General features: G+C 61.4%; 20 protein-coding genes. 12 read left to right on the top strand and 8 right to left on the bottom strand.

What is annotated here, in order from left to right:
* Positions 1-15: 15 nt before the first annotated feature.
* Both FPT15_RS13595 and FPT15_RS13600 read right to left on the bottom strand, forming a co-directional pair.
* Entirely contained in the window at positions 16-441 is a 426-nt protein-coding gene (locus FPT15_RS13595; RefSeq protein ID WP_145161788.1) for a DUF4398 domain-containing protein, read from the bottom strand.
* A 283-nt stretch (positions 442-724) separates the two neighbouring features.
* Positions 725-1,069 (bottom strand): pilin assembly protein, encoded by a 345-nt coding sequence (locus FPT15_RS13600; protein WP_145161793.1) that lies wholly within the window; start codon positions 1,067-1,069, stop codon positions 725-727.
* A 184-nt stretch (positions 1,070-1,253) separates the two neighbouring features.
* On the opposite strand from FPT15_RS13600, the gene ppc reads away from it, so the two are divergent.
* The 7 genes from ppc to FPT15_RS13635 all read left to right on the top strand — a co-directional run bounded on the left by ppc (position 1,254) and on the right by FPT15_RS13635 (position 8,496).
* Positions 1,254-3,899 (top strand): phosphoenolpyruvate carboxylase, encoded by a 2,646-nt coding sequence (gene ppc / locus FPT15_RS13605; protein WP_145161796.1) that lies wholly within the window; start codon positions 1,254-1,256, stop codon positions 3,897-3,899.
* Between the two features lie 280 nt (positions 3,900-4,179).
* Positions 4,180-4,827, top strand: coding sequence for an adenylate kinase (gene adk, locus FPT15_RS13610; protein ID WP_145161799.1), 648 nt, complete (start codon positions 4,180-4,182; stop codon positions 4,825-4,827).
* A 90-nt stretch (positions 4,828-4,917) separates the two neighbouring features.
* Positions 4,918-5,604, top strand: coding sequence for a tRNA (adenosine(37)-N6)-threonylcarbamoyltransferase complex dimerization subunit type 1 TsaB (gene tsaB / locus FPT15_RS13615; RefSeq protein WP_145161802.1), 687 nt, complete (start codon positions 4,918-4,920; stop codon positions 5,602-5,604).
* 160 nt (positions 5,605-5,764) lie between these two features.
* Positions 5,765-6,079: a hypothetical protein gene (locus FPT15_RS13620; RefSeq protein ID WP_106577194.1), complete on the top strand. Its 315-nt coding sequence runs from the start codon at positions 5,765-5,767 to the stop codon at positions 6,077-6,079.
* Positions 6,079-6,939 carry a DUF72 domain-containing protein gene (locus tag FPT15_RS13625; RefSeq protein ID WP_145161805.1) on the top strand — a complete coding sequence of 287 codons (861 nt, stop codon included), beginning with the start codon at positions 6,079-6,081 and terminating at the stop codon, positions 6,937-6,939. The genes FPT15_RS13620 and FPT15_RS13625 overlap by 1 nt, the downstream gene beginning before the upstream one ends.
* Before the next feature lie 27 nt (positions 6,940-6,966).
* Complete coding sequence (locus tag FPT15_RS13630; RefSeq protein WP_145161808.1) at positions 6,967-7,794, top strand: isocitrate lyase/phosphoenolpyruvate mutase family protein; 828 nt, start codon at positions 6,967-6,969, stop codon at positions 7,792-7,794.
* A 3-nt stretch (positions 7,795-7,797) separates the two neighbouring features.
* Complete coding sequence (locus FPT15_RS13635; protein WP_145161811.1) at positions 7,798-8,496, top strand: extensin family protein; 699 nt, start codon at positions 7,798-7,800, stop codon at positions 8,494-8,496.
* A gap of 3 nt (positions 8,497-8,499) precedes the next feature.
* Here the strand turns inward: FPT15_RS13635 and FPT15_RS13640 are convergent, their stop codons facing one another.
* A complete protein-coding gene (locus FPT15_RS13640) occupies positions 8,500-9,120 on the bottom strand; it encodes an energy transducer TonB (RefSeq protein WP_145161814.1) in 621 nt (206 codons plus the stop codon).
* Positions 9,121-9,216: 96 nt separating this feature from the next.
* Between FPT15_RS13640 and FPT15_RS13645 the strand changes: the two genes are divergently transcribed.
* Positions 9,217-9,999, top strand: a complete 783-nt coding sequence (locus tag FPT15_RS13645; protein WP_145161817.1) for a class I SAM-dependent methyltransferase — start codon at positions 9,217-9,219, stop codon at positions 9,997-9,999.
* A 115-nt stretch (positions 10,000-10,114) separates the two neighbouring features.
* On the opposite strand, the gene FPT15_RS13650 is transcribed toward FPT15_RS13645, so the two are convergent.
* Positions 10,115-10,750: a TetR/AcrR family transcriptional regulator gene (locus tag FPT15_RS13650; RefSeq protein ID WP_145161820.1), complete on the bottom strand. Its 636-nt coding sequence runs from the start codon at positions 10,748-10,750 to the stop codon at positions 10,115-10,117.
* A gap of 93 nt (positions 10,751-10,843) precedes the next feature.
* Here FPT15_RS13650 and FPT15_RS13655 point away from each other — a divergent pair, with 93 nt between their 5' ends.
* The 3 genes from FPT15_RS13655 to FPT15_RS13665 are packed head-to-tail and all read left to right on the top strand — an operon-like array spanning position 10,844 to position 15,618.
* Positions 10,844-11,947 carry an efflux RND transporter periplasmic adaptor subunit gene (locus FPT15_RS13655; protein WP_145161823.1) on the top strand — a complete coding sequence of 368 codons (1,104 nt, stop codon included), beginning with the start codon at positions 10,844-10,846 and terminating at the stop codon, positions 11,945-11,947.
* Between the two features lie 6 nt (positions 11,948-11,953).
* On the top strand, positions 11,954-15,019 hold the full coding sequence (locus tag FPT15_RS13660) for an efflux RND transporter permease subunit (protein ID WP_145161825.1): 3,066 nt from the start codon (positions 11,954-11,956) through the stop codon (positions 15,017-15,019).
* 2 nt (positions 15,020-15,021) lie between these two features.
* Positions 15,022-15,618, top strand: a complete 597-nt coding sequence (locus FPT15_RS13665) for a LysE family translocator (RefSeq protein ID WP_145161828.1) — start codon at positions 15,022-15,024, stop codon at positions 15,616-15,618.
* A gap of 65 nt (positions 15,619-15,683) precedes the next feature.
* Here FPT15_RS13665 and FPT15_RS13670 read toward each other — a convergent pair whose 3' ends face one another.
* Genes FPT15_RS13670 through plsB form a run of 3 tightly spaced genes read right to left on the bottom strand, consistent with a single transcriptional unit; the run spans position 15,684 to position 19,369 of the window.
* A complete protein-coding gene (locus FPT15_RS13670) occupies positions 15,684-16,373 on the bottom strand; it encodes a DUF4197 domain-containing protein (RefSeq protein ID WP_145161831.1) in 690 nt (229 codons plus the stop codon).
* Positions 16,374-16,402: 29 nt separating this feature from the next.
* Positions 16,403-16,798: a YbaY family lipoprotein gene (locus FPT15_RS13675; protein WP_145161833.1), complete on the bottom strand. Its 396-nt coding sequence runs from the start codon at positions 16,796-16,798 to the stop codon at positions 16,403-16,405.
* A gap of 51 nt (positions 16,799-16,849) precedes the next feature.
* Positions 16,850-19,369: a glycerol-3-phosphate 1-O-acyltransferase PlsB gene (gene plsB / locus FPT15_RS13680; protein ID WP_145161836.1), complete on the bottom strand. Its 2,520-nt coding sequence runs from the start codon at positions 19,367-19,369 to the stop codon at positions 16,850-16,852.
* A 181-nt stretch (positions 19,370-19,550) separates the two neighbouring features.
* On the opposite strand from plsB, the gene FPT15_RS13685 reads away from it, so the two are divergent.
* Positions 19,551-19,760 carry a cold-shock protein gene (locus FPT15_RS13685; RefSeq protein WP_032891681.1) on the top strand — a complete coding sequence of 70 codons (210 nt, stop codon included), beginning with the start codon at positions 19,551-19,553 and terminating at the stop codon, positions 19,758-19,760.
* Between the two features lie 145 nt (positions 19,761-19,905).
* Here FPT15_RS13685 and FPT15_RS13690 read toward each other — a convergent pair whose 3' ends face one another.
* On the bottom strand, positions 19,906-20,283 hold the full coding sequence (locus tag FPT15_RS13690; protein ID WP_058425300.1) for a hypothetical protein: 378 nt from the start codon (positions 20,281-20,283) through the stop codon (positions 19,906-19,908).
* Positions 20,284-20,314: the final 31 nt, after the last annotated feature.

Here is a 20,314-nt window from a genome sequence, read left to right on the forward strand (position 1 = left end):
ATCAGGGGCGTTGGCTTATTGCTGTTGGATAACAGCTGGGCGCATACCTTCCTGACGCAGCTCCTGAACAGCTTTCTGGGAGTCCTTCACAGCCTGTTGGGCTTTGGCGGCCTGAGCTTTACGCTCTGCGACGCGAGCGTCCCACTCGGCTTGTTCGGCCAGCTGACGAGCCTTGTCGTAGTTCTTGTCATGCATGGCGATTTCGGCTTCTTTGAGCTTGTCCTGAGCCGACTTCATTTCCACAGCTGCGTACTCGGTGCCGCCGGCGCTTACAGCGCTGTTGACCGCAGATTGGGTCACGGCGTATTGCTCGGTCGGTGGGTTGCCGGCGCAGCCCGCCAGAACGAAGCTGGTGCCGATTGCCAGCGCGGCCAATTTAAGCCCGCGCAGGTGGTTAAACGAGGTTTTGGCAGTGCTGGTCTTCATCGTCTTCAACTCCATTGGGTAACTCCTGAAAAACATCAAAATCCATGGCACTGGTCGGCGGTTCGGGTCTCGGCGGCAAGGCTCGAAACACTTATTCAAACGGCCGTTCCAAGTGATGGCTTACTGGCTGTGACCGGAGGCTTTTTTCAAAAGTTCAGAGAAGATGGCGAATTGCCTAAAAAAATATCTGACTGAATGGTCAGCGTTTAAAAGTTGGAACTTTCGACGCGCGCAGAGGTACTCCGGACCCGTGAAAGGCCCGGAATACTTGGGTCGAAAGAGGTTTTGCAGGTGTGTATCAGTGCTGCTGTTCGTCAGCACTGTCTGACAAATCATGCAGATAGCGCCGGGACAACGTGAGAAAGCGTGGCGTCGGGCCCACGTCTTCGTAGAGGGGATCACCCTCTTCGTCGGTGGCAATCACGTGCTGGCCCTTGACGTAGGGAAAGCTCGCTTCCAGCTCTTCAAGGGCGGCGCCGATCAGCTCGCCGAGCAGTTCTTCGGTGTGGCGCTTGGGGTACATCTCGGCAATGGCGGCCAGCCGTGCAGCAGACTCCACATCCAGATGAATCGCGTACTCGGTCTTGGTCAGGCGACCCGTGGCGTTCTCTTCCCAATGCTGGGCCAGTTCTCGAATCTTCATGGCAACCTCAATGAGCTCGCAGTAGCAGGCAGTGATGAGTGTCCGGCCGCCAGCGCGGTTAACGCGGCGACTCACTGTTGAGACTAGCTGCAACTCACAAGGTTTAAAGTGTCTTGTCAGAAACCGACGCGGGCGGCACTCTGGAACCCCTGCGCGTCCCGGATTTCTGGCTGGAGATTGGCTGATGAGTGATATCGATGCACGCTTGCGTGAGGATGTTCACCTGCTGGGTGAGCTGTTGGGCAACACCATTCGAGAGCAGTATGGCGACGAGTTTCTCGACAAGATCGAGCAGATCCGCAAAGGCGCCAAGGCCGACCGCCGTGGAGCCGTAGCCGAGCAAGCCGCCGGCGAGGAACTCAGCGCCAGCTTGAACCAATTGCAGGAAGACGAACTGCTGCCCGTGGCGCGAGCCTTCAACCAGTTCCTCAACCTGGCCAACATTGCCGAGCAATACCAATTGATCCACCGGCGCGATGAGTCGCAACCGGCACCGTTCGAATCCCGTGTGTTGCCCGAGTTGCTGGCCCGCCTGCAAAGCGAAGGTCACAGCAACGAGTCGCTGGCCCGCCAGTTGGCGCGACTGGAGATTGAACTGGTCCTCACTGCCCACCCCACCGAAGTGGCGCGGCGTACCCTCATTCAGAAATACGATGCGATTGCCGCGCAACTGGCGCTGCAGGACCACCGCGACCTCACCAGTGCCGAGCGCGAACAGATCCGTGAACGCCTGCAACGGCTGATCGCCGAAGCCTGGCACACCGAAGAAATCCGCCGCGTACGGCCCACCCCGGTGGACGAAGCAAAATGGGGTTTTGCGGTGATCGAGCATTCGCTGTGGCACGCCATCCCCAACTACTTGCGCAAAGCCGACCATGCCCTGCACGCCGCTACCGGCCTGCACTTGCCGCTGGAGGCAGCGCCGATCCGCTTTGCTTCGTGGATGGGCGGCGACCGTGACGGCAACCCGAATGTCACCGCACCGGTGACCCGTGAAGTGCTGTTGCTCGCACGTTGGATGGCGGCGGATTTGTACCTGCGCGACATCGATCACCTGGCGTCCGAGCTGTCGATGCAACAGGCCAGCCCGGCGTTGCAGGCCAAGGTGGGCGACAGCGTCGAGCCTTATCGCGCCTTGCTCAAGCAACTGCGCGAACGTCTGCGCGCCACGCGCCAATGGGCGCACACCTCGCTGACCGCCAACACCCCGGCGCCGGCCGAAGTGTTGCAGAACAACCGTGACCTGCTGGACCCGCTGGAGTTGTGTTATCAGTCGCTGCACGCGTGCGGCATGGGCGTGATCGCCGATGGCCCGTTGCTCGACTGCCTGCGCCGTGCGGTGACCTTTGGCCTGTTCCTGGTACGCCTGGACGTGCGCCAGGATTCCAGCCGGCATTCGTCGGCGATGACCGAAATCACCGATTACCTGGGCTTGGGTCGTTATGAAGACTGGGACGAAGAGGCACGCATCAGTTTCCTGACCCAGGAGCTGACCAATCGCCGACCGCTGCTGCCGGGCTACTTCAAACCGTCGGCGGACACTGCCGAGGTGTTGAACACCTGCAAGGAAATCGCCGCCGCGCCCGCTGCGTCGCTCGGCTCGTATGTCATCTCGATGGCAGGCGCCGCCTCCGATGTGCTGGCGGTGCAACTGCTGCTTAAAGAGTCGGGCGTGCAACGGCCGATGCGGGTGGTGCCGTTGTTCGAAACCCTGGCCGACCTGGATAACGCCGGGCCGGTCATGGAAACCCTGCTGCAATTGCCGGGCTATCGCGCGCGGTTGCAAGGCCCGCAGGAAGTCATGATTGGCTACTCGGACTCAGCCAAGGATGCCGGCACCACTGCCGCCGCCTGGGCACAGTACCGGGCACAGGAACGCTTGGTGGATATCTGCCGCGAACAACAGGTGGAATTGCTGTTGTTCCACGGTCGCGGCGGCACCGTCGGCCGTGGCGGCGGCCCGGCGCACGCGGCGATCCTGTCGCAGCCGCCGGGCTCGGTGGCGGGGCGTTTCCGTACCACCGAGCAAGGCGAAATGATCCGCTTCAAGTTCGGCTTGCCGGACATCGCTGAGCAGAACCTCAACCTGTACCTGGCCGCCGTCTTGGAAGCCACGCTGTTGCCACCGCCACCACCGGAGCCTGCCTGGCGCCATTTGATGGATGAATTGGCAGCAGACGGTGTCAGCGCCTACCGCGCCGTGGTGCGGGAAAATCCGCAGTTCGTCGAGTACTTTCGCCAGTCCACGCCTGAGCAGGAGCTCGGCCGCTTGCCGCTCGGCAGTCGCCCGGCCAAGCGCCGCGCGGGCGGGATCGAAAGCCTGCGGGCCATTCCATGGATCTTCGGCTGGACCCAAACCCGCCTGATGCTGCCTGCGTGGCTCGGCTGGGAAGCAGCACTCAGCAAGGCCCTGGAGCGGGGTGAAGGCGAGTTGCTGGGGCAGATGCGCGAGCAGTGGCCGTTCTTCCGCACGCGCATCGACATGCTGGAAATGGTGCTGGCCAAGGCCGATGCCGATATTGCCCGCCTGTATGACGAGCGCCTGGTGCAACCGGACCTGCTGCCATTGGGTGCGCACTTACGCGACCTATTGTCGCAGGCGTGCAGCGTGGTGCTTGGCCTGACTGGCCAGTCGCAACTGCTGGCCCACAGCCCGGACACCCTTGAGTTCATCCGTCTGCGCAACACCTACCTCGACCCGTTGCACTTGCTGCAGGCCGAGTTGCTGGCGCGCTCGCGTGAGCAGGAAGCCGCACAGGACAGCCCTCTGGAACAGGCGCTGCTGGTGTCTGTGGCCGGTATTGCCGCCGGTTTGCGCAACACCGGTTAAAGTTTTCTGCGTGTTCTCAACGGCTTGCAGATAAACCATGACGACCGCCCCGAAAAGGGCGGTCGGCGTTTGCGGGGCAAGGTTGCACTCAGGCACACCCGAGCTGTGACGCATGCCGGGCGTGGGTTCCTGCGACTTTCGGCGGCTTGTATGGATAGAGCCCGCTGTGTATCTTGATCAGCCTTTGGCCGTTTGATCGGCCTGGACCCATATTTTTACGAGATTGGCCCCACGCGGCGAATCCGAGCGTCATCTCTATAAAAAATTGAGGAGCACATCGATGCGCGTCATTCTGCTGGGAGCTCCCGGGGCCGGTAAAGGTACTCAGGCAAAGTTCATCACTGAAAAATTCGGCATTCCACAAATCTCCACCGGCGACATGCTGCGCGCGGCCGTCAAGGCCGGCACCGAGCTGGGCCTGATCGCAAAAAGCGTGATGGACAGCGGCGGCCTGGTTTCCGATGACCTGATCATCAACCTGGTCAAGGAACGCATCAGCCAGGAAGACTGCAAGAACGGCTTCCTGTTCGACGGTTTCCCACGCACCATTCCCCAGGCCGAAGCCTTGGTGAAAGCCGGCGTCGAGCTGGATGCCGTGGTTGAAATCGCAGTTGAAGACGAAGAAATCGTCCAGCGCATCGCCGGTCGTCGTGTTCACGAAGCCTCGGGCCGCGTTTACCACATCGTCTACAATCCGCCTAAAGTGGCCGGCAAGGACGATGTCACCGGCGACGACCTGGTGCAGCGTAAAGACGACACTGAAGAAACCGTGCGTCATCGCCTGTCGGTCTACCATTCGCAGACCAAGCCGCTGGTGGATTTCTACCAGAAGTTGTCTGCTGCCAACGGCAAGCCGAAGTACAGCCACATCCCTGGCGTCGGCTCCGTAGAAGCCATCACCGCCAAGGTGCTGCAAGCGTTGAGCTGATCCATCGATCGGCTTCACTGACAACGGCCCGCTTGCGGGCCGTTGTTGTTTATACTGGCGCACTTTTTTTCGACTTGGACACCGACACCCATGAGCACCCTGCTGGCCCTGGACACCGCGACTGAAGCTTGCTCCGTTGCCTTGCTGCACGATGGCAAGGTAACGAGCCACTACGAGGTGATCCCACGCCTGCATGCGCAGAAGCTGTTGCCGATGATCAAGCAACTGCTTGAGGACGCGGGCACCACGCTCGCGGCCGTCGACGCCATTGCCTTTGGCCGTGGCCCGGGTGCGTTCACCGGTGTGCGGATTGCCATCGGTGTGGTCCAGGGCCTGGCCTTTGCGTTGGAGCGTCCGGTATTGCCGGTCTCCAACCTGGCAGTGCTGGCCCAGCGTGCCTTGCGTGAACACGGCGCTTCGCAAGTCGCCGCGGCCATTGACGCGCGCATGGACGAAGTCTATTGGGGTTGCTACCGCGAGCACGCTGGCGAAATGCGCCTGGTGGGCGTCGAAGCAGTGCAATCGCCGCAGTCCTCTGTGTTGCCGGCGGATGCCAGCGGTGACTGGTTCGGTGCCGGCACTGGCTGGGGTTATGGCGAGCGTATCGGCGTAAAGCTGGTGGGTCAGGACGCTGCGATGTTGCCTCATGCCCAGGACTTGCTGACGCTGGCACGCTTCGCTTTCGAGCGTGGCGAAGCGATTCCGGCCGATCAGGCGGCGCCGGTTTATCTGCGCGATAAAGTCGCGCAGACCAAGGCTGAACGCGGGATTATTTGACGTCAAAAATGATGGCAATTTGGGGCAAAGTTCGCCAATCGTCAGAATTTGGCCCCGTTTTTAAACCTTTTACAAATTATGTGTTCTAGTTATCACCAGAGCATTTGCGCACCACGGAAAGTGCCGCTAAATTGCCATCATTGATACCGAGTCTGCATGTATGCGTATAGACGGCTTCTCCTCACAGTCCTACCCTCTCAAACGTAAGCCGCGCAAGGCGAACGTGACGGTAGACGATTCCGTCGAGGATTCGCCGGACTTCATCGAGGTCCAATCCGAGTCGCATGCCAGTTCTCATTCCAGCGCCCAAGGTTCAGCCGGCGCGCGTATCAGCGGTCTTCCCGCGCGTCAGCAAGACATGGTCTTCCCCCGCTCCATGAGCAAAAGCGTCGCTACCGCCCTGGCCAGCTACCTGACCACTGCCGGCTTTGTCGAATGGGATATGGAAGTGCTGGGTCTCGACATCCATATCTGATGCGTCTGCCTTACTTTATCGGTTGCCCGTCCTGGAGTGAAAACGCCTGGCGCGAGTACCTGTACCCTGCCGACGCACGCGCCAGCGACTACCTTTCGCTGTATGCCCAAGTCTTCAACGCCGTTGAAGGCAACACCACGTTTTATGCCCGACCCTCGGCCGCCACCGTGCAGCGCTGGTCTGAAATCATGCCCGCGGATTTTCGCTTCACCGCCAAATTCCCCGGCGACATCAGCCACAGTGGCGACCTGCTTGAGCAGTTGCCGGCAGCGGAAAGTTTTGTCGGCTTGATGAGCCCGTTGGGTGAGCGTGTCGCGCCTCTGTGGCTGCAACTGCCGGCGAGCTTTTCGCCCCAACGCCTGGGTGAACTGGCCGGTTTTATTGATGGACTGGAGCGCCCGCTGGCGGTGGAAGTGCGCCATCAGGCGTTCTTCGCCAAGGGCGATGACGAGCGCAGCCTCAACCGTCTGCTGCGTGACCGTGGCGTTGAGCGAATCTGCCTCGACCCGCGGGCGCTGTTCAGTTGCACCTCTACCTCAACCGCCGTGCTGCACGCCCAGTCGAAGAAACCCAAGGTGCCGCCGCGCCCGGCCGCGCTGACGCTGTTTCCCCAAGTGCGTTTCATTGGTCATCCGGAGCTGGAAGCCAACGACCCGTTCCTGGTGCCGTGGGTGGAAAAAGTCGCCGGTTGGATCGAGGAAGGCCGCACGCCGTATGTGTTCCTGCACACCTCGGATAACCGCCTTGCCGCGCAACTGGCGCTGCGTTTTCATCAACAACTGATGGCGCGTTTGCCGGGCCTGCCACCGCTGCCGACCTTGCATCGAGAACCCGCAGCGGAGCAACTGGGGTTACTCTAAGGCTCCTTTTTCCGCCAGGAGTCAGACATGGATGCCCAAACCCTTCGCGCCGAAACCTTCAAAGCCTTGCACGAGCGTGATCGCGCGTTCGTGATGCCCAACCCGTGGGACGCCGGCTCGGCCATCATGCTCGCCAGCCTGGGTTTTGAAGCCCTGGCCACCACCAGCGCAGGTTATGCATTCAGCCTGGGGCGGCCGGATGCGGAAGGTGCGTTGTCGCTGGAGGACACGCTGGGCAATGCGTCAGCCATCGTTCAGGCGACCGCACTGCCGGTGGCGGCCGATCTGGAAAACGGTTTCAGCGATACCCCCGAAGGCTGCGCCCAGACCATCCTGCGGGCGGCCGCCACGGGCATCGTCGGTGGCTCCATCGAAGACGCCACAGGCATTGCTGTCGACCCGATCTATCCGTTTGATTTGTCTGTTGAGCGCGTCGAGGCGGCGGTTGCGGCGGCCCGCAGTCTGCCATTTGCGTTCACCCTGACGGCCCGCGCAGAAAACCTCCTGCATGGTCGCCTGGATTTACCTGACACCATTCGCCGCCTGCAGGCCTACGCCGAGGCGGGTGCCGACGTGCTCTATGCGCCGGCGTTGAGCAGTGCCGAAGACGTGTTGGCGGTAGTCAGGGCGGTCGCGCCGAAACCGGTGAATGTGTTGATGTCCGGTGGCTTGAACCTCAGCGTCGCGCAATTGAGCGAGATGGGCGTGCGCCGCATCAGTGTCGGCTCGGCCATGGCGCTGGCGGCGTATGGCGAGTTCTACCGCGCTGCGCAGGAGGTCTACCAGTTGGGCACCTTTACCTTCACCGAGCGCAAGATGCCATTCAGCCAGGCCAACCAATTCTTCAAGGGCTGAGCCGTGCGTTTTCTCAGCGTGAGCGGTGCGCTGCTGTTGCTGGCGGGGGTGTTCGCAGTGGGCGTGTGGCGTGGCTGGGTGCCGTTGCCTGCCGAGTGGAACCCCTGGGCGCCGCTGGACGTGCGTGCGAAGCCGAACCTGCTCACGCGCTTCAAGCTTGGCCGCCTGCAGGATGATCCAGCGCTGTGCGATGAGGTGCTGAAAACCTCCGGCTTGCGCGTCAGCCATCAGGCTGACAGCCCGGCTGATGCCGCGTGCCCATTGCGCAATGTCTTGCGCGTACAAGGCGCTGACGTAGCCTTGAGCAGCAGCTTTCTCGCCAGTTGCCCGCTGGCCGTCGCCTTTGCCCTGTTCGAACGCCACAGCCTGCAACCTGCGGCGCAGGCGGTGTTTGGTCAGGCGGTGACGCGGGTCGATCACCTGGGCAGCTTCGCCTGTCGCAATATGTATAACCGTGCAGACGGGCGGCTCAGTCAGCACGCCTCGGCCAATGCCCTGGATATTGCCGGCTTCCGCCTGGCGGATGGGCGCAGCATCAGTGTGCTCAAGGATTGGCCGGGGACGGGCGACAGCGCGCGGTTTCTGCGCCAGGTGCGCGATGGCGCCTGCGATGATTTCAACGTGGTGTTGAGCCCGGACTACAACGCTGCTCATCGCAACCACTTTCATCTGGACATGGGGCGTTGGGGAGTGTGTCGCTGAGCCTCAGGCGGCCAGGCGCAGGTTGTTGAGGATCAGTGGGCGCGCCCAGTGGTAGTCGAAGTCGAGCGCTTTCTGTTGCGCCACCAGCTCTTCCTTTGGATAAGGCACGGCGGGCGGCGGCAGCAAGTCCAGTTCGAACTCGGCGATGGGCAGGTGCAGCGGCTGCGGTTCCGGCGCCGGCCCAGGCTCAGGCAGCGGCTGGCCGGCATTCAGCACCAGCGGGCGTACCCAGCCACTTTCAAAGTTCTGCTGGCGCTGTTGGGCAACGATTTCTTGCGCCGGGAATGGCGTAGCGGGTGGCGGCAGCAACTCGGTTTCGAATTCGGCGATCGGCAGGAACAGCGGTTCTGGCGGGGCGATCTCGGTGTCTTTCACGTCGCATTCACGCTGGGTGAGGATCTGCGACAGCAGGTCGGCGCCTTCGCTGGGTTCTACCGCCGGGTCTCTGGGTGCCGGTGCTTTGGCGGCGCGCGCGTCCGGCGTGTCGCCGAGCTGCTCGGCCAACGCCCGGGCGAAGAAGTCCTGCCACACATGACTCACCCCGGCCAGCGCTTGAGTATTGCGCAGGCCGTAGTGGTTGTGGGTCGGCAGTACACCGATGGTTAGGGGAAGAATGTCTGACATTTTTCTCGGTCGACGCTCAGCTCTGGCAAAATACCTGACTGTTGTTTTTATCGGCCGCTGTTTGCCGATCCTTAATATTTTTGAGCGTAGCGATTGATGAGCGAACAACCAGCGGCCAGCCGCATTCGGGTCGAGGCTTTGGCCGAAGGTTTTCAGGCGCGTGCCGAGCAGTGGGCGTCGCAGCTGGGCCTGCCTGTGCAACTGGAAGAGGCGGATTTTTCCCTGCAAGTGGGCGAGCACGGCCTGCAACTGCAGCAGCTCGGGCCCGATGCACCGGGGCCGGTGCGCGTGGATTTTGTCGAAGGTGGCGCGGCGCACCGGCGTCTATACGGCGGTGGCAGCGGGCAGATGATCGCCAAGGCGGTGGGCATTGCCCAAGGCGTGCGCCCACGCGTGCTGGACGCCACGGCGGGGCTGGGCAAGGACGCGTTCGTGCTGGCCAGCCTTGGCTGCGAGATGAGCCTGATCGAGCGCCAGCCGCTGATCGGCGCCTTGCTCGAAGACGGCCTGGCGCGTGGCGCGGATGACTTCGAAGTGGCGCCGATTGTGGCGCGCATGAAGTTGCTCAAGGGCAACTCCATCGACGTGATGCGCAATTGGGAAGGTGAGCCGCCGCAGGTGATCTACCTCGACCCGATGTTCCCTCATCGTGAGAAAACTGCGTTAGTGAAGAAGGAAATGCGCCTGTTCCGGCCGTTGGTGGGCGATGACCCGGACGCACCGGCGTTGCTCGCCGCGGCGTTGGCCTTGGCCAGTCACCGCGTGGTGGTCAAGCGTCCACGCAAGGCGCCGTGCATTGAAGGGCCAAAGCCGAGCCATGCGCTGGATGGCAAGTCGAGCCGGTATGACATTTATCCCAAGAAAGCGCTCAAGCCTTGAGGGCCTCATCGCAGGCAAGCCAGCTCCCACAGTTGACCGTGTTCTCATGCTGGAATGCATTCTCCTGTGGGAGCTGGCTTGCCTGCGATAGCGCCAGTCCAGACACCACCCAGCGTCAGGGCTTGTAAGCCCGCATAAACAACCCCACCACCTCCTGCACATGCGCCTCGGCGGCTTCTTCGCTCAGTTGCCCGCCGCAGCCATACAGCAAGCAGAAATTCGCCGTGCCCTTGAGCAGGCAAAAGAAGTGCTCGGCTGCTGTAAACGGTTTGTCGATGCTCAGCGCGCCGCTCTGGTGGATGCGGCTGAGCAGGCGCTCCATACCCTGCAGCATGCGCATCGGCCCGGCTTCAAAGAAGATCTGTGAGAGTTTCACGTCCTGATTGCCGGTGGTCATCATCAGGCGATGCAGGTTCACCGACTCCTCGCTGTTGATCAGCCGATGAAAGCCCCGTGCGATGTTCAGCAGCACGGTTTCCACCGGCATGCCGGCGGGCAGCTCGAAATACATCACCGGCAACTGTTCTTCGCACTTGGCCACGACGGCGGCGGTGAACAGCGTCTCTTTGTCGGTGAAGTGGCTGTAGACGGTCAGTTTCGACACGCCGGCCTCCATTGCCACGGCATCCATGCTGGTGCTGGCGTAGCCATTGCTCAAAAACAGATTTTTCGCGGCTTCGAGGATTGCTTGGCGTTTTGCCATGTCCTTGGGACGCCCGGGGCTATTGGTGTTTACAGGATTGTCGGACATTTTCACCTTTAATACTGGACTGGTGAGTTTGGTATTAATAACATACCGGCCAGTATAATTATTCCTAGCTCCATTTGCGAAAGGTCCTACAGCATGCGCAGCACTTTCCTGCCCCTTGCGTTGCCTGTCAGCCTGATCTTCCTGTTGGCCGCCTGCGGCCATGAAGAAGCGGCCCAAACCACCCTCCGTCCAGCCATGGTGGTGCAACCGCAGCCCTCGGCGCAGGCGATGGACAGCTTTCCAGGCGAGGTACGTGCCCGTTATGAGCCGGACCTGGCCTTTCGCATTGGCGGCAAAGTCAGTAAACGCCTCGTGGAGGAGGGCGAGCGGGTCAAGGCCAACCAACCGCTGGCCGAACTTGATCCGCAGGACGTACGCCTGCAACTGGAAGCCACGCGCGCCCAAGTGGCCGCCGCCGAAGCCAACCTGAGCCTGGTGCGCGCCGAGCGTGATCGCTACAAGACCCTGATGGACCGTCAGATGGTCAGCCGTTCTCAGTACGACAATTCCGAAAACCTCTACCGATCCGGTGAAGCACGCCTCAAGCAGATCAAGGCCGAGTTCGACGTATCCAGCAACCAGGCCGGTTACGCCGTGCTGCGCGCGCCCCAGGACGGTGTGGTCGCCAAGCGCGCGGTGGAAGTTGGCCAAGTGGTGTCGGCCGGCCAAACCGTCTTCACCCTGGCCACCGATGGCGAGCGCGAAGTGCTGATCAGCCTGCCGGAGCAAGGTTTCGGCCGGTTCAAGATCGGCCAGCTTGTGTCGGTTGAGTTGTGGAGTCAGCCCGACCAACGTTTTGCCGGGCGTATCCGTGAACTGTCGCCCGCTGCTGATCCAAAATCGCGCACGTTTGCCGCCCGGGTTGCCTTCACCGGCGGCAAAGTCCCGGCCGAACTGGGCCAGAGCGCCCGCGTATTCATACAGGCTGACGGCGTGATTGCGCTGGCGGTGCCGCTGTCAGCGCTGAGTGCAGAGAATGGCGCGTCCTACGTCTGGGTGGTGCAACCAGACAACACGCTCAAGCGCACGCCGGTGCGGATCGGCGCCTTTGGTGAAAAAACCGTCCCGGTACTGGAAGGCCTGGCCCCCACCGATTGGGTGATTGCGGCCGGTGTGCATGTGCTCCATGAGGGCCAGCAGGTGCGCCCGGTGGATCGCTCCAACCGCGTGGTGAATCTGGCGGCCAACAAGGAGTAGTCCCCGATGGGTTTCAATCTTTCCGAATGGGCGTTGCGTAATCGCCAGATCGTACTGTTCCTGATGATCCTGCTGGCGGTCGTCGGTACGCTGTCCTACACCAAGCTGGGGCAAAGCGAGGACCCGCCGTTTACCTTCAAGGCCATGGTGATCAAGACCAACTGGCCCGGGGCCACGGCCCAGGAAGTCTCGCGCCAAGTCACCGAGCGTATCGAGAAAAAGCTCATGGAGACCGGCGACTACGAGCGCATTGTTTCCTTCTCGCGCCCCGGTGAATCCCAAGTCACTTTCATAGCGCGCGACGCGATGCACTCGGCGCAGATTCCGGACTTGTGGTACCAGGTGCGCAAGAAGATCAGCGACATTCGCCAGACCTTGCCGCCGGACATCCAGGGGCCGTTTTTCAACGATGAATTCGGCACCACCTTCGGCAATATCTACGCGTTGACCGGTGACGGTTTCGACTACGCGGTGCTCAAGGACTACGCCGACCGCATCCAGATTCAACTGCAACGTGTGCCGGATGTGGGCAAGGTCGAGCTGCTCGGCCTGCAGGACGAAAAAATCTGGATCGAATTATCCAACCTCAAACTCGCCACCCTCGGCCTGCCATTGGCCGCCGTGCAGCAGGCGTTGCAGGAGCAGAACGCCGTCTCTACCGCCGGCTTCTTCGAAGCCCCGACGGAGCGTGTGCAGTTGCGCGTGTCCGGCAACTTCAAGACGGTGGAGGAGATCCGCAATTTCCCGATTCGCGTCGGTGACCGCACCTTTCGCATTGGCGACGTGGCCGACATCCACCGGGGTTTCAACGACCCACCGGCACCGCGCATGCGCTACATGGGCGCGGACGCCATCGGGCTGGCCGTGGCCATGCGTGACGGCGGCGACATTCTGGTATTGGGCAAGGCCCTCGAAGGTGAATTCGCACGCCTGCAGAAGAACCTTCCAGCAGGCATGGAGCTGCGCAAGGTGTCGGATCAACCGGCCGCGGTGAAAACCAGCGTCGGCGAATTCGTCCAGGTACTCGCCGAGGCACTGGCGATCGTGTTGTTGGTGAGCTTCTTTTCCCTCGGTGTGCGCACCGGCATGGTGGTGGCCCTGGCGATTCCGCTGGTGTTGGCGATGACCTTCGCCACCATGTATTACCTGGGCATCGGCTTGCACAAGATCTCCCTCGGCGCATTGGTCCTGGCCCTGGGCCTGCTGGTCGACGACGCGATCATCGCCGTGGAAATGATGGCGATCAAAATGGAGCAGGGCTACGACCGGCTCAAGGCCGCCAGCTTTGCCTGGACCAGCACTGCGTTCCCGATGCTCACCGGTACGTTGATCACCGCTGCAGGGTTTCTGCCGATAGCCACTGCGCAATCGAGCACCGGTGAATACACCCGCTCGATTTTCCAGGTCGTGACCATCGCGCTGCTGGCCTCATGGGTGGCCGCCGTGGTGTTTGTGCCGTACCTGGGGGAAAAACTCCTGCCGGACCTGGCGAAAATTCATGCCGCCAAGCACGGCCCCGATGGGCCAGATCCCTACGGCACGCCGTTCTATCAGCGTGTGCGACGTTTGGTTGAATGGTGTGTGCGTCGGCGCAAAACCGTGATCGTGCTGACGTTGCTGTTGTTTATCGGCTCGGTCGCGCTGTTCCGCTTTGTGCCGCAACAGTTCTTCCCGGCTTCCGGTCGCCTGGAGTTGATGGTCGATCTCAAGCTGGCTGAAGGGGCGTCCCTGAGCAACACCGCCGAGCAGGTCAAACGCCTGGAAGCGCTGCTCAAGGAACACGCCGGCATCGACAACTATGTGGCGTATGTCGGCACCGGTTCGCCGCGCTTCTACCTGCCGCTGGACCAGCAATTGCCGGCCGCGAGCTTCGCGCAATTTGTGGTGCTGGCCAAGACCATCGAAGAGCGTGAAAGCCTGCGCACCTGGCTGATCGAAACCCTTGACGAGCAATTTCCCGAACTGCGTTCGCGGGTCACGCGCCTGGAGAACGGTCCACCGGTGGGTTACCCGGTGCAGTTTCGCGTGACCGGCGAACACATCGAAGAGGTCCGTGCCCTGGCCCGCAAAGTGGCGGCCAAGGTTCGTGAAAATACCCACGTGGTCAATGTGCACCTGGACTGGGAAGAGCCGAGCAAAATCGTTTACCTCAATATCGATCAGGACCGCGCCCGCGCCCTGGGTGTAAGCACCGCCAACGTGTCGAAGTTCCTGCAGAGTTCGCTGACTGGCGCAAGCGTCAGCCAGTACCGCGAGGACAACGAGTTGATCGAAATCCTCCTGCGCGGCACCGTGCACGAGCGCACCGAGTTGTCGTTGTTGCCAAGCCTGGCCGTGCCGACCGACAACGGCAAAAGCGTTGCGCTGTCGCAGATTGCCACCCTTGAGTACGGCTTCGAAGAGGGCATTATCTGGCACCGCAACCGCCTGCCGACGGTGACTGTGCGCGCCGACATCTATGGCAAGGAACAACCGGCGACCCTGGTCCAGCAGATCTTGCCGACCCTTGAAGGCGTGCGCGCCGAACTGCCGGAAGGTTACTTGCTGGAGGTCGGCGGCACCGTTGAAGACTCTGCGCGTGGCCAGAATTCGGTCAAGGCCGGTGTGCCGCTGTTTATCGTGGTGGTCCTGACCTTGCTGATGCTGCAACTGCGCAGCTTCTCACGCACTGCGATGGTGTTTCTGACGGCTCCGCTGGGCCTTATCGGCGTGACTTTGTTTCTGCTGGTGTTCCGTCAGCCCTTCGGGTTTGTCGCCATGCTCGGGACCATCGCCTTGTCGGGCATGATCATGCGCAACTCGGTCATCCTGGTCGATCAGATCGAGCAAGACATCAAGGCCGGCCTGACACCCTGGCAAGCGATCATTGAAGCGACCGTGCGACGCTTCCGCCCGATTGTGCTGACGGCGCTCGCGGCGGTGTTGGCCATGATTCCACTGTCACGCAGCGTGTTCTTCGGGCCGATGGCCGTGGCGATCATGGGCGGGTTGATTGTGGCGACGGCGTTGACCCTGTTGTTCCTGCCGGCCCTGTATGCTGCGTGGTTCCGAGTGAGGAAGGACGTCGCGTAATCATGCTGGCCACTGTTTCAGCCTTACTGTTGTTGCTGCTTGCCCCTGGCCCGACCAACACCCTGTTGTTTCGTGCCGGGGTGTTGTTCGGCTATCGGGCGTCGTGGACGCTGGCGCTGGTCGAGTGCCTGGCGTACCTGTTGCAGGTCTCGGTGTGGGGCGTGGCGTGGCTGTATCTGGCGGCGCATTCGCCGTGGGCGTTGAAAACCACGCAACTGGCGGCGGGCTGCTACCTGCTGTATGTCTCGTTCAAGCTGTGGCAACGCAAACACAGCGCCATCGACTCGACCCGTGACCGCTTCTCTGGCGTGTATTTTTTCTGGCTCACCGTGATGAATCCCAAGGGCCTGTTGATCGTTTCGTTCATCGCCCCGCTCAGCGCATTTGCATCGTTGCAAGGCTATGCCGGGTTCATGGCCACGCTGGCGTTGGTGGTGGTGCCGGTGGGGTCTGCCTGGATCGTGCTGGGCAGCCGCTTTGAAGGGATTCAGAAGACGTGGCTCACGCCGCTAAAGATCAACCGCGCGGCATCCGTGGCGATTTGTTGTTTCGCCACGCTCATGCTTGGGCGGTTGGCGCAGGCGGTTATCCAGGGCTGAAACAACAGCGTCAAGGCCCGTGAACAGCGGCCTTGGCGCAGTGATTGAAGGTTTACTGCCAGCGTTTACAGGGCGCCGAACACCTTCTTCGCCAGGCTGGTGGCAGCCGCGGCCGGGTTCTTGCGAATGGTTTCTTCCTGCTGCGCGATCATCTTGAAGAGGCCGTCCAGCGCCTGTTCGGTCACGTAGCTTTCGACGTTGGCACTTTTGGCATCAACCGCGCCAAACGCTGCGGCCTTGCCGGCCAGGGCGTTGTATTGCTGGGCGACGCCGACCTTGTCGGTGGCGGCCTTGACGATCGGCAGGAACTTGACACGAATCTCTTCGCGGCTGCTTTTGTTCAGGTATTGAGTGGCCGAGTCCTGGCCACCGGTGAGGATGCCCTTGGCGTCGGTCACGCTCATGTTCTTCACCGCATTGACCAGGATCGGCTGAGCCTGGGTCACGGCGGTTTCTGCCGCTTTGTTCATGCTGGTTTCGAGCTGCGTGACCTGATCACCCATGCCGAACATTTTCAGCTTGTCGGCGACTTTGCCGAGTTTGCCGGGCAGGCCGATTTTCACTTGCGGGTTGTTGCTGAAGCCACCGGGCGCGCCCAGTTGTTTCACGGCGATTTGTGCGCCTTGGGTCAGTGCATCCTTGAGGCCGCCGCTGGCGTCGCCCTGGGACAGGCTGCCAAGTGACACCGCCATGGCGTTGGCGCCAAGCAGCAGGCCGGCGCACAGGGCAGTGAGGCGAAGAGAATTACGGAGCATGGGCGCTTCCTTTTTCAAGCTGGGAATAATCAGTGTGAGACCGCATCAACCCGCAGACGCATTGGTTGTGGGTCTTGGCCGTTGAGTTGCACGGCGTGCCGCTCGGTGGTGATAAACAGTAGCTTGCCATCGAGCTCGATGCGAGCGCTGACCGAGTACGTGTGGCCCGGTTTGATCTGGGCCGGGTCGTAGCTCAGGTGAAATGGCAGCGGCACCTGGCCTTTGACCGGGCCTTTCTGTTCGGCGAGCGTCACGGCCGGAGCGTCCATCAAGGACACGTCCTGCAGGCTGACGCTCAAGGTGGCGGCGGGCGGCAGCGCGATGCGTTGCAGGTAGAACACTTCGCCGTCGAGGCTGGCCTTGGGGGTCATGGATTGGCAGGCTCCGAGCAGGGCGGTCAGGCCCAGGAGGATGATCTTTTTCATGGTACAGCTCCTTTTCAACGGCGCCGGAAACCGCCCGGCGCCTCGTTCAATCTAGCGGCGTTCTTCAGCGTTTACCGGCTCGGGTTCGGTCGGCGTTTCGGCTGCGCCATCGACGCGGTGCAACGCCACTTGGCGAATCGACAAACGAATGTCGGCGGGCAGCACGCGTTTGGCTGCACCTTCGGCCAACTCACCGAGCAGGTCGTGATAACTCAACTTGCCGGCCTCATCGCGACGCAGCACATCTTGCTCGAGCAACGTCTGGATAAAATGTCGGAAAAGGCTCTTGTCGAAGAACTCCGGGGCATTGAGGCCATGCAGGATCGACAGGCGCTGAGCCATGATCGTGCACAGGTCTTCCAGCTCTTCGGCGCTGATGGTGTTCTGGCCGCTGTTGAGCAGCAGCGAGATTGCCATGTAAAAGCGTTGCAGAGTCTGGGCGATGCTCTTGGACAGCAGCGTCAGCAGCACAAAATGCCGCGAACTCGGTGCCGGGCGCAGGTACACCTCATTCTCGAAGCGCAGCAGGCCTTGTTCGACAAACGCCTCAAGCCAGTGGTCGACCACCGCGTCCAGCTCATCCAGCGACCAGCGGATAAACAGCTCCGATTGCAGGTACGGGTACAGCGCACGGGTGTAGCGCAGGATTTGTTCGCGGCTCATGCGCGAGCTGCTCTGGAAGAAACTCGCCAGCAACGCCGGCAGGGCGAAGATGTGCAGCACGTTGTTGCGGTAGTAGGTCATCAGGACGGCATGTTGCTCGTCCAGGTACAAAATCTTACCCAGGGCGTCGCTCTGCTCCGACAGCAGGTGCATGTCCTTGACGTGCTTGATCAGCGCCAGGCCATCGCCTTCCGGCAAGGTGGTGTGCGGTGAGTAGGGCACGCGGCGCAGCAGCGCCAGGTACAGGTCCAATTGGCGCGCCATGGCCTGTTCATCCAGCGCCAGGCGTGTGGTGGACAGCAACGCCAAGGCCACCAGGTTTACCGGGTTGACCGCGGCGGCTTCGTTCAAGTGACGCGCCACCAGCTCGCCAAGGCGGTTGGTGGTTTCGTTGAGCCATGCCGGCTTGTAGTTCGGGCCCAGCTCCTGGGCGCGCCAGTCGGGTTGCTCGGCGTCGAGGAACTCGGCCAGTTTGATCGGCTCGCCAAAGTTGACCGCGACCTGGCCAAAGCGCTGCTTGAGCGCGCCAACCACTTTGAAAATATCGAAGATCGACTCTTTCTTCTTGCTCGCGCCGCGCAGCTCGCCGAGGTAGGTACGGCCTTCCAGCACGCGTTCATAGCCGATGTACACCGGCACGAAGACGATCGGCATGCGTGAGGAGCGCAAAAAGCTGCGCAGGGTAATCGCCAGCATCCCTGTCTTGGGTTGCAGCATGCGCCCGGTGCGCGAGCGTCCGCCTTCGACGAAGTACTCCACCGGAAAGCCCTTGGTGAACAAAGTGTGCAGGTATTCGTTGAACACCGAGGTGTACAGCGGGTTGCCCTTGAAGGTGCGGCGCATGAAAAACGCACCGCCCCGGCGCAGCAGGCTGCCGATCACCGGCATGTTCAGGTTGATACCGGCGGCGATGTGCGGCGGGGTCAGGCCGTTTTTGAACAGCAGGTAGGACAGCAGCAAGTAGTCGATATGGCTGCGGTGACACGGTACGTAGATCACCTCGTAACCCTGGGCAACCTTTTGCACGCCTTCGATGTTATTGACCTTGATGCCGTCGTAGATCTTGTTCCAGAACCAACTGAGCACCACTTCCAGGAAGCGAATCGCGGTGTAGGTGTAGTCCGAAGCGATCTCGTTGCCGTAGCGCAAGGCCTGGGCCTTGGCTTTTTCCGGGGAGATTTTCTCGCGTTCGGCCTCTTCGCTGATGGCTTGGCGCACCAACGGCATGTTCACCAGGCCTTTGACCAGGTTGCGCCGGTGCGACAGGTCGGGGCCGATCACGGCGGTCTTCAGGTTACGAAAGTGCACCCGCAGGATGCGCTGAGCCATACGTACGGTGCGTTCGTGACCTTTATTGTGCTCGATCAATTCACGCAGGTTGATAGGCGCGGAGAATTGCACGCGGGTCTTGCGACCCAGGATCAGGATGCTCAGCAAACGGCGCAGGCGCCCGGTGACGGCCCAGCTGTCGGCAAACAGCAGTTTCCACGGGCTGGACTCGCTCTCGGGCGACTGGCCCCAGAACACGCTGACCGGAATGATTTGTGCATTCTCTTCGGCGTGTTCGGTCAGGGTGTTGACCAGCCGGGTCAGGGTCGGCGGCGCGCCGCGCTTGTCCTGGCGGCCGAGCCAATCCGGTTCGGGCGTGAGGTAGAAGAACGCGGCGGGTTCGATCTGCGGGCCTACCGAGACCGGCAGCACCGGGCGCGGCAAGCCGGCCTTGGTGCACTCGGTATCGACCACGGCCAGTTCGGTAAGGGAGGGCGATTGCAGGACGTAAAACACCGGCCGGCTGCGGTCGAGGTTAAGGGTTAGGGACGACTGGTTGATCGTCTCCGAGCGAACCCAGAGGTACAACAGTCGGCGCAAGGTGCCAAACACCAGACGGCGGAACGGAGAGCGGGTCATAGGCGTGCTGCTTCAAGTGGAAAAAACCGAGCAGGCGCTCGGGCGGGTAGTGTGCCGTATTCGCCGAAAATCGGCAAAAAAGCAGCGATGTAAACTTGAGTTGATCGTTTTTGAGCCTGTCTTATACTCGGCAGTTCAATGCGACTGACTCAACAATAAAAAGCATGTGGGAGCAAAACAGATGGCAACGCGCGAAACTGGCAATGTGAAGTGGTTCAACGATGCAAAGGGCTATGGCTTTATTCAACGCGAGGACGGCAAGGATGTGTTTGTGCACTACCGCGCCATTCGCGGTGATGGTCACCGCTCACTGGCCGAGGGCCAGCAGGTGGAATACGCCGTGGTGACCGGCGAGAAGGGGTTGCAGGCGGAGGATGTGGTGGGGTTGTAACACAGACCGCATCCGGCCTTGATAACCCAATCAACGGTGGGAGCTGGCTTGCCTGCGATTGCATCACTGCGGTCTGATTGACAGACCGAGGTGCCTGCATCGCAGGCAAGCCAGCTCCCACATTGATCGGGTTCGCAGGTTTAGTTCAGGCCGTTTTCCAGGTGATCTGTTCTTCACCGTCCACGCTGATGCGAATCCAGGTGTCGGCGCTTTCCTCACCTTCTTCCTCCACCCAGGTACCCGGCGCACAGCGCACTTCAACGTTGAGTGCGGCAAAAGCTGCGCGGGCGCAGGCGATGTCGTCGTCCCACGGGGTCTGGTCGCTTTCCAGGTACAGGCTGTTCCATTTGCCTACGGCCTTGGGCAGCCAGGTGACGGGCACATTGCCGGCCTTGCACTTGTAGGTCTGGCCCTTCTGGACCCAGTCGGTGCACGGGCCCAGCGCGGCGCCCAGCCAGGCGGCGATGGCTTTATGGTCGACGTCGGCGTCCTTCAGGTAAATCTCAATATCAGGTTGGCGCATGGATGTTCCTCGTTGCGGGATTCGAAAATCC

This window comes from Pseudomonas sp. RGB (assembly GCF_007713445.1).
In the GTDB taxonomy this organism is placed as follows: Bacteria; Pseudomonadota; Gammaproteobacteria; order Pseudomonadales; family Pseudomonadaceae; genus Aquipseudomonas.